This is a genomic window from Streptomyces sp. NPDC047017 (assembly GCF_040644175.1).
GTDB lineage: Bacteria > Actinomycetota > Actinomycetes > Streptomycetales > Streptomycetaceae > Streptomyces.
Map to the genome: position 1 here is coordinate 389,663 of NZ_JBEYVW010000003.1, position 8,462 is coordinate 398,124.

Here is an 8,462-nt window from a genome sequence, read left to right on the forward strand (position 1 = left end):
GCACGCGGCGCCGCGCGGTCCGGTCAGTCGGTGTAGACGGTGTCCGGCGGGGGTGTCCGGCCGGTGAGCAGATACGCGTCGATGGCGTCCCGGGTGTGGCTGACACCGTGGGCGAGGTAACTGGTGTGGCCGTCGCCGTGACGGGTCACCAGCACACTGGTCGACAACTGCCGGTGCAGCCGCCGTGCCCACGGGTACGCCGTCGAGGGATCGTGGTCGGCATTGGTGATCAGGATCGGTGGGGCGTCGCGGGCGCTGACCGGACGCGGCGGGTTGACCACGGGCGCCGGCCAGCCGGCGCACCCGGTCAGGATGGTCCACGACTGGGACGCGCCGCCGAGCCGGGGCGCGGACGCCTGCCCGACCCGCCGCAGCCGCCGCAGGTCGGCCAGGGTCCGGATCGGTGTCGGCCAGTCCAGGCACTCGACCGCGATGCCGCTGCCGTTCATGATGTCGTCGCTCTGCCCGGCGGCGAGCGGGGAGGAGAGCGAGGAGGCGTCACCGGCCGCCGCCTGCCGCAGGGCGAGCGCCGCGTTGTCGCGCACGGCCGGGAACAGCAGCAGGTTCTGCAGGTTGAGCCGGATGTCCTCGCCGGTCACGGTCGCACGGCAGTCGCCCGCCTGGGCGCACTGCGGGGCCGGGATCGGCGTACGGTCCGCTCTGGCCAGCAGGGTGTCGAGGAGATGTCTCACGTCGGTGCCGTGCAGGGCGCAGGAGGTGTCCCGCGCGCACCAGTCGGCGAACCGGTCGAAGGCGTCCTCGTAGGCGTGCGACTCGTCCTTGAACAGGCTCGTCGTCCGCAGCGAGTGGTCGAGCGCGCCGTCCAGCGCCAGCGTCCGGATGTGCTGCGGGAACAGCGCGGCGTACGTGGCGCCGAGCTGCGAACCGTAGGACAGGCCGAGGTAGTTGAGCTTGCCCTGGCCGAGCGCCTGGCGCAGGGCCTCCAGATCGCGTGCGGCGCTCACCGTGTCGACGTGGTCCAGCAGGGACCCGGTGAGCCTGCGGCAGCTCTCGCCCAGTTGCCGGTTGCGCGTGACCAGGCGCTCGAACTCGGCCTCGTTCTTCGGGAACAGCGAGACCCGGCGGTTGAGCAGCGCCGGATCGCAGCGCACCGGGCTGCTGAGCCCGACGCCGCGCGGGTCCAGGCCGATCAGGTCGAAGTGCTCCCGGGTGGCGGCGGAGAACACGCGCGTGCCGAGGGATTCGGCGTACACGATCTGCGTACCGGGACCGCCCGGTCCGCCCGGATCGAAGAACAGGCTGCCGGTCGGGTGCGCGCCGGTCGCCGGGAGGCGGTCCACGGTGACCGTCGTGGTCGGCCCTTCGGGGTGCGCCCAGTCCACCGGCACCTGGATCGAGGCGCATTGGAGGGCTTTCGGCGCGTTGGGGAACGGGCACGCCTTCCAGTCGAGAGCCGCCGTGGAACGGGTGGGTGCGGTCGACGTCGACAGGACTGTGGTGGGCCGGGCGGTGGCCGTCGTCGCCGACGCGGTCGGTGCGGTGAACGCCGCCGTGACGAGCGCCGCCGCTGCGGCGAGTCCGGCAGCCCGAAGCGACCACCTCTGTCGTGGTGGCCGTCCGTCTCGCGCCGGTCTCGGCGCCGCGCCGGTTCTCGCTGCCGCGCCGGTGACGTGTGGTGAAGTCGTCATGCCGGTCACTATGGCGCGGGAGGCGGCGCCAAGTCACTGGAGCACGCCGGAGGTTGAGGGTGACGGACACCTCACCGAGCACCGCCGCACCCACCGTCCGCCCGGCGTCGAGGGGCAGGGCGGCGACCGGCCTTACGCGTGCGTCGCGTCCGGGCCGGCGTGGTCCGCGATCCAGCGGTCGACACGGGTCCACTGGGCGAGCAGCCACTCGCTGCGGGCCTCGTCGCCCGGTGGGACACGGCTCGCGGGCACGCGCCACCAGTGCGCCCGTACGGACTCACGCAGCGGCAGCCGGCTCCAGGCGGTACGCGCCGAGTGGACGGTGTCGAGACCGGTGTGGGCGACGAAGACCACGTCGGCCGTGGGCGCGGCGGCGATCGCGGCGAGGGCGCCGGCGTCCCGTGGCGGCAGGACGTGATGCATCCGTTCCGCCCGCGACGCCCGGCGCCGCAGCCCCCGGCGGCGCAGCGAGGCGATCGCGCGCCGGCGGCGGCGCGGGGTGAAGTTGCCGCCCTCCGGGAAGATCACCAGCGCGTCGCCCGGGCCGAGCCCCGCCGCCAGGTCACCGATCGCGTCCTCGGCCCGGCCGCCGAGGGTCGGGAGGAAGCAGTGCGGGACCCGCCCGACGAGGACGTCGAGAGCGGGGTCGGCGCGCAGGGCCCGCTTCAGGACGGTGTGGGGGCGCAGTCCGGCCTCGCTGAGCAGTGTCTGGAGCAGCAGGAAGGAATCGCCGACCCCCGCATGGCGTACGAACACCAGGACCGGGGCCGTCGCGCGTCCGGTCCCCTCCGGTATCGGCGGCGTCACCTGCACCCGGACCCGGAACATCCGCCCGGCCGCACCTCGCAGCAGCCGCAGCAGCCGCTCCAGCACGTCGAACGCGTCCGAGGCGCGCCGCTCGTCGCCGTCCCGCCCGGCGGGCAGCCGCCGCGCCCACAGACCGGCGGCGGCCAGCAGCCCACCGAGATCCACCAGGAGGTACAGCAGGGCGAAGCCGAGGATCCGCACCGGCCTCCAGAGGCCGCGCGTGGCGAGCGAGACCGGCGTGCACAGGACGCACGCGGCGACGAGCAGCGCGGCCACCACGGGGACGAGGATGAGCAGGAGCGCGGTGGTGGCCGTCCGGCGCACTCCGGTCAGCAGCGCGCCGGCCATTCGCGCGGGGCGGCTCCGGGGCGCGCCCGCAGCGGTCATGGCGCGCCGTCGGATGTGCTGAGGGCGGTGTCGAGGTAGCGGGAGGAGGCCGCGTAGGCGCGCTCGATGCGCTCGGCGGTCCGGCCGAAGCTGCGGTACCGCAGCTGCCGCAGGGTGGCCGTGCCCTCATCGGGGCCCGAGCCGGACGGCAGCACATGGACGGTGACGCCGGGCGGCAGGTCCGCCATGTCACGGGCGAACCGGTGCCGGCGGGCGATCTCGAACGCCACCAGCGCCACCTGCCAGGGCGCCCGGGGCGGAGTGAGGGGGCGCTCGACGCGGCCGACCTGGAGGACGTAGACCTCGGTCGCGCCAAGAGCCACCGCGCGGCCGACGGGGATGCTGTTGACGAGGCCGCCGTCGACGAAGTGCTCGCCGTCGAGCCGGACGGGCGGCAGCAGTCCGGGCACCGCGCAGGAGGCGAGCACGGCGTCCACCAGCGGCCCGTCGGCGAACCAGTGCTCGGCGGCCCGTTCGATGTTCGCCGCGACGCACTGGAACGACAGGGCCAGCTCTTCGATACGAACCACCGGGACGTGGGTGGAGAGCAGCTCGCGCAGGGGCGTGGGGTGGTACAGGTGGGTGCCGCTGCGCATGGCGGTGCCCAGCCGCCCGAGCAGCGAGCCGGAGAACACCCCGGCTCGTCCGAGGCCGGTCCACAGGTCGGCGAGCCGGGCCACCGACGCCCGCGACGGGTCGGCCGCGACGGCGGCGCCGTTGATCGCGCCGACGGAGGTGCCGATGACGAGGTCCGGGTGTACGCCGACGGTGAAGAGCGCCTTGAGCATCCCGACCTCGTAGGCCCCGAGCGCACCGCCGCCGCCCAGCACGAAGGCACGGGTCGGTGGGTGGGCGGGCCGGCTGTCCTCCATGACGGACGGGTGCCCCGGGAACACGCGACCAACCACCGGGACCCCCACTGCCCGGGCCGGACGACGCGACCCACGCTGAACGCGCCTCGGAGTACGAGCCGTTGCTCGCTTGGCCGTGCGCCACGGCCTTACCTCCGGTTATCACCTCTTCGATGTGTTTCTCCTGGCCACGGCCGGTTTGACCGTATTCCGTCTGTAGCGTGGCGGCGACGAAGCACCGTTCCGTCATGTCCGTCATGACCCGACATCGCCGACAGGACCGGCCCGTGTGCCGGCCTTCGCATGAAGGAGAGCCTGTGATCTCGAAGAGCAAGAGGGCCGTGCGTTCCCTTGCCGTGGCACTCGCCGCGGCCGCCGCGTTCACCCTCGGCGTGCCGAGCGGCAACGCCTTCGCCATCGACCACGTCCAGTGTGTCGGCGGGGAGAACTTCCTGAAGATCTGGTCGCACCTCGACGGCCGGCAGAGCGTCGACTGCTACGCGAACGCCGGGAAGACCGACTTCGGCGGGTGGTGGATCGACCGGATCTCCACGGGCAACAACGACCTGATCTACTACGACGCCAACGGCGACTCGGTGAAGATCGAGCGCTGGCACGACATCACCTTCCCGAACCACCCGCCGAGGGTCGTCGCCATCCAGATCCTGTGACGGACTGACTCCCGGTCACGGGGAACAGCCACCCGGCCGCGCCCCGCCCGGGCGTGGCCGGGACACGACCACCTCCCGCGAATGCGGGATCGGCCGGGAGGGGATGCGGCGTTCTCGATGATCTGGAATCCACCGCCGAATTGTCCGGTAGTGGACCGGAATTCACAGTGGCGGGATTGCACCCGAGTGAATTACCGAACTGTTGATCGAATAGTGGGATAAGGTACGTAGTGCCGTCCGTGGCGTCGTCCGTGCCGAAGCTGAATTCCGGGGCCGGTCCAGGGCGGTATGGGTGAGGCCGGGGCGCGGCGCAGGCGCGCGTTCAGGGCGCGCGCCCCAGGGCCGTTGAGCTGCGGCGGCGCCCTCCGCCCCTCGCCAACGTTGTCATTACTCGCACCGGGCCGAACATGTCCGCACGCCCCGCGCCCCATGTAAGCAGACCCACCTGCGGCATGTCCTCAAAATCCGTCATTCCGAAGGCGGAAGGGGGCGGAAGCGCGCCCGGCGACAAAAGTTCCGAAAGACTTCCGCATGCGCCGGTTTGCTGTCAGGGGTTCGGGGCACACGCCGGGGCGGCGATCCGGCCGGGGCATCGAACCAGCCGAAGTTCCCTCGGGGTTGCCGGGGTGTGGCGTCGATACATCGGGTGCATACTCTGCGTTTAACTTCAGGGGGTTGCTTACGGATGACTCACCGTGAAGACTGGCCGAGTTCCGTCGGAGCGAAGGTATCGGGATGCGCTTCATGCGAGCGTGGGGGAGGCGTGACCCGTTACCGCACAGTTCCGTACGCCGGATACGCGGGCGTCATCGCCCGTTCACGAGCCGGGGGGACCCGCGCGGCCGCCGCGCGGGAGGTATCGCTGAGGGGATGTGCCATGCCGGATCGCCGCGCCGCACGACAGTGTCCGAACGGGTGCCGTGGCCGACTGCCGAGCCGCAGTGCGCCGCACCTGACCTGCTGAGGCACGCCCCGCCCCGCCGGCCCGGCGGCTGTTGACCGCCGGACCATGTCCCATGTCCCGTACGCCACGCGAGTCCCCGCTGCGGTGCTCCCGCGATGGCTACGGCGATGGCGATGACCACGGCGAAGCCCTGTCCGAGCCGACCGCCGCGCGCGCACCGCACCGCGCCGCAGGTGGCCGCCGATCCCCGCGTGCCCGGTACCCGTGCCCGCGCACAACCAAGGAGCAAAGGTGATAGGCAACAGAGTGTCGGGCGACCCGTTCGTCCTTGAGGCGTTACCCGACCGCTGGCGGGGACTGCGCGAGGCCGGGCCGATGCGGTTCGACGAGACGCAGGGTGTGTGGCAGGTGTTCGACCACGAGACCGTCGCCACGGTGCTCGGGGACCCGGCCACCTACTCCTCGGACCTCTCCGCCCTGGCTCCCGCCCAGCCCGACTTCGAGGCACTGCGGCAGGGCAACTTCGTCGGCATGGACCCGCCGGAGCACCGCAAGTTCCGTACCCTGGTCAGCCAGGCGTTCACCCCCCGGGTCGTTCAGGGACTCGGGCCCCGTATCGAGGCCGTGTGCGAGCGGCTGCTGGACGCCGTCGCCGACCGCGACCGGTTCGACCTCGTCGACGAGCTGGCGTACCCGCTCCCCATCATCGTCATCGCCGAACTGCTCGGCATCCCGGCCGAGGAGCACCGGCTCTTCCAGGAGTGGGCGAGCGTCCTGTTCGGCGGCGACCAGCTCGGCGAGACACCCGACATGGCCGACCTGGAGCGGGCGCTGGAGTCCATCGCGCCCACCATCCGCGCCATGAACGGCTACATGCTCGACCACATCCGCAGCCGCCGGGCCGATCCGGGCGACGACCTCACCAGCAGGCTCATCGCCGCCGAGGTGGACGGCGTCCGCATGCAGGACCAGGAGATGGTGGGCTTCGTCGCCCTGCTGCTGGTCGCCGGGCACATCACCACCACCGCCCTGCTCGGCAACGCCGTCGTCATGTTCGACCGGCACCCCGGCACGGCCGACGTGCTGCGCGCCGACCCCTCCCGGCTGCCGCAGGCCATCGAGGAGGTGCTGCGCTGGCTGCCCCCCTTCCCCGAACTCGGGCGCCGCGTCGCCCGGCCGGTGGTCCTGCACGGGCAGGAACTGCCCGCCGACAGCCTGCTCATGACACACCTGGGGGCCGCCAACCGGGACCCGGCCCGCTTCGCCGCTCCCGACGAGTTCGACATCGGCCGGCACCCCAACCCGCACCTCACCTTCGGGCAGGGCATCCACTTCTGTTTCGGCGCGCCGCTGGCCCGGCTGGAAGCACGGATCGCCCTCCGGCTGCTGAATGAACGATTCCGCAGTCTGTCGGTGCCCTCCTACGACGACGTCGTCTTCCAGAACCCGGCCGTCATCGTGGGCGTACGCCATCTGCCCGTCGAGGTCAGCAGGACGTAGCGCCGCCGCGCTCGCACCCGCTCACACACCGGCCGGCTCGCCGCCGCTCGCCCGGGCCCGCCGTCTCACCCGCACATGAGACCCAGTCAACGGGAGTCCCCTTCTCATGCCGTACACCGTCCCCACCACCGCGACCGAATCCTGGGCGCCGTCGTCGTTACGCCGGGAGCTGCAGGACCGTCTCGACACACTGACCCGCATGCACCGGGTGCCCGGCGTCCAGCTCGTCCTGGACACCGGTACGGACTTTCTCACCCTGCACACCGGCACGGCCGACACCGCGACCGGCGCTCCGTTCGCCGCCGACACGGCCGTGCCCCTCGGGTCCCTCACCAAGCCCTACACCGCGGCGCTCGTCATGCTCCTCGCCGACGACGGCGACCTCGACCTGGACGAGCCCGCCGCCGGCCACCTCCCCGAGCTGCGGCAGCTGCCGGAGGTGACCGTACGGCAGCTGCTCAGCCACACCGGCGGACTGCCCACCGGACCCGACTCCGACACCGCCGCCGCGACCACCGCGGCCCGCTACCTCGCCGCCGTCTGCACCGCCCGCGACGCGCTGTTCGCCCCCGGCACGGACTTCTCCTACTCCAACGCCGGTTACGTCGCCGCCGGCCGGCTCGTCGAGGAGGTGACCGGCATGCCGTGGCACGAGGCGGTCCGCGCCCTGCTCCTCGCACCCCTCGGCACCCGGCCCGCGTTCATCGGCGAAGCCACGGGCGGCCGCCCGGTCGCCGCCGGCCACGCCGTCAACACCGCGACCGGCCTCGCCCGCCCGGCCCGGCAGAACCTGGCCCCGCTGGAGGCGCCGGCCGGCGCGCTGCTGGCCTCCGCCGAGGACCTCTGCGCGTTCGGCAACGCCCTGATCGGCCGCTCGGACATCCTGCCGCCCGCCGTCGCCAAGGAGATGCGGCGCGGCGAGAACGCCGCCCGCGCCGGCGGACTCGCCGACGGCTGGGGCCCCGGCCTCGCCCTGTACCGGGACGGCGACCGGGTGTGGTGCGGCCACGACGGCAACGCCCAGGGCACCTCCTGCCATCTGCGGGCCGACGCCGAGAGCGGTGTGGTGGTCGCCTTCACCGGCAACGCCGGCGGCGCCACCGCCCTGTGGCGCGACCTCGCCGCCGAGATCGCCGCACTCACCGGCGTACGCGTGCCCGTCGGCGTACGTACGGCCGACGCCGACCGGGGCCGTCCCGTGCCGCTGCCCGAGTGCGTCGGCGCCTACCGCAACGGCACCACTCACTACCGTGTGGCGCCCGGGCCGGATGGCTCGCCCGCCCTGTCCGTGGACGGCGACCTCGCCCTTCCCCTGGTCTGCTACGCCGACCTGACCTGCGATCTCGTCGACCCGGCCAGCGGCCGCCTCGAACCCGGTGGCCGGTTCCACCGCGACCCCGCCACCGGCACGATCGACCGCATACAGATATCCGGGCGCACCGCGCGCCGCACCGACGACGGCTGAGGCGGCGGCGCGACGGCACGGGGCGGCCCGCCCGCGCGGCGCCACGCCTGGTCAGGCACGTCCGGCCTGTCCGGCCCGTCCGGTCCGGCATGCCGGGAGCGAGCAGTCGCCCGCGACGCCACCCGGCTGCGCCGACCAGCTGCCGACCGCGCACCGGCTGCCGCCGACTGGTGCCCGGACGTACCAAGCAGCCACCCGGCGCCCGCACGACGGCGCCCCGGCCGACCG

6 protein-coding genes are annotated in these 8,462 nt (G+C 73.2%); 3 read left to right on the plus strand and 3 right to left on the minus strand.

The window, feature by feature from the left end:
- Positions 1-23 precede the first annotated feature (23 nt).
- From ABZ858_RS07295 to ABZ858_RS07305, 3 genes are all read right to left on the minus strand, one after another.
- Positions 24-1,649: an alpha/beta hydrolase gene (locus tag ABZ858_RS07295; RefSeq protein WP_361373612.1), complete on the minus strand. Its 1,626-nt coding sequence runs from the start codon at positions 1,647-1,649 to the stop codon at positions 24-26.
- Between the two features lie 132 nt (positions 1,650-1,781).
- On the minus strand, positions 1,782-2,804 hold the full coding sequence (locus ABZ858_RS07300) for a hypothetical protein (RefSeq protein WP_361373614.1): 1,023 nt from the start codon (positions 2,802-2,804) through the stop codon (positions 1,782-1,784).
- 35 nt (positions 2,805-2,839) lie between these two features.
- Positions 2,840-3,715, minus strand: a complete 876-nt coding sequence (locus ABZ858_RS07305; protein WP_361373616.1) for a patatin-like phospholipase family protein — start codon at positions 3,713-3,715, stop codon at positions 2,840-2,842.
- Positions 3,716-4,011: 296 nt separating this feature from the next.
- Here ABZ858_RS07305 and ABZ858_RS07310 point away from each other — a divergent pair, with 296 nt between their 5' ends.
- From ABZ858_RS07310 to ABZ858_RS07320, 3 genes are all read left to right on the plus strand, one after another.
- Positions 4,012-4,365 carry a beta/gamma crystallin domain-containing protein gene (locus ABZ858_RS07310; protein ID WP_361373618.1) on the plus strand — a complete coding sequence of 118 codons (354 nt, stop codon included), beginning with the start codon at positions 4,012-4,014 and terminating at the stop codon, positions 4,363-4,365.
- A 1,195-nt stretch (positions 4,366-5,560) separates the two neighbouring features.
- Positions 5,561-6,769, plus strand: a complete 1,209-nt coding sequence (locus ABZ858_RS07315; RefSeq protein WP_361373620.1) for a cytochrome P450 — start codon at positions 5,561-5,563, stop codon at positions 6,767-6,769.
- Positions 6,770-6,875: 106 nt separating this feature from the next.
- Complete coding sequence (locus ABZ858_RS07320; RefSeq protein WP_361373622.1) at positions 6,876-8,234, plus strand: serine hydrolase domain-containing protein; 1,359 nt, start codon at positions 6,876-6,878, stop codon at positions 8,232-8,234.
- The last annotated feature ends 228 nt before the right edge of the window (positions 8,235-8,462 follow it).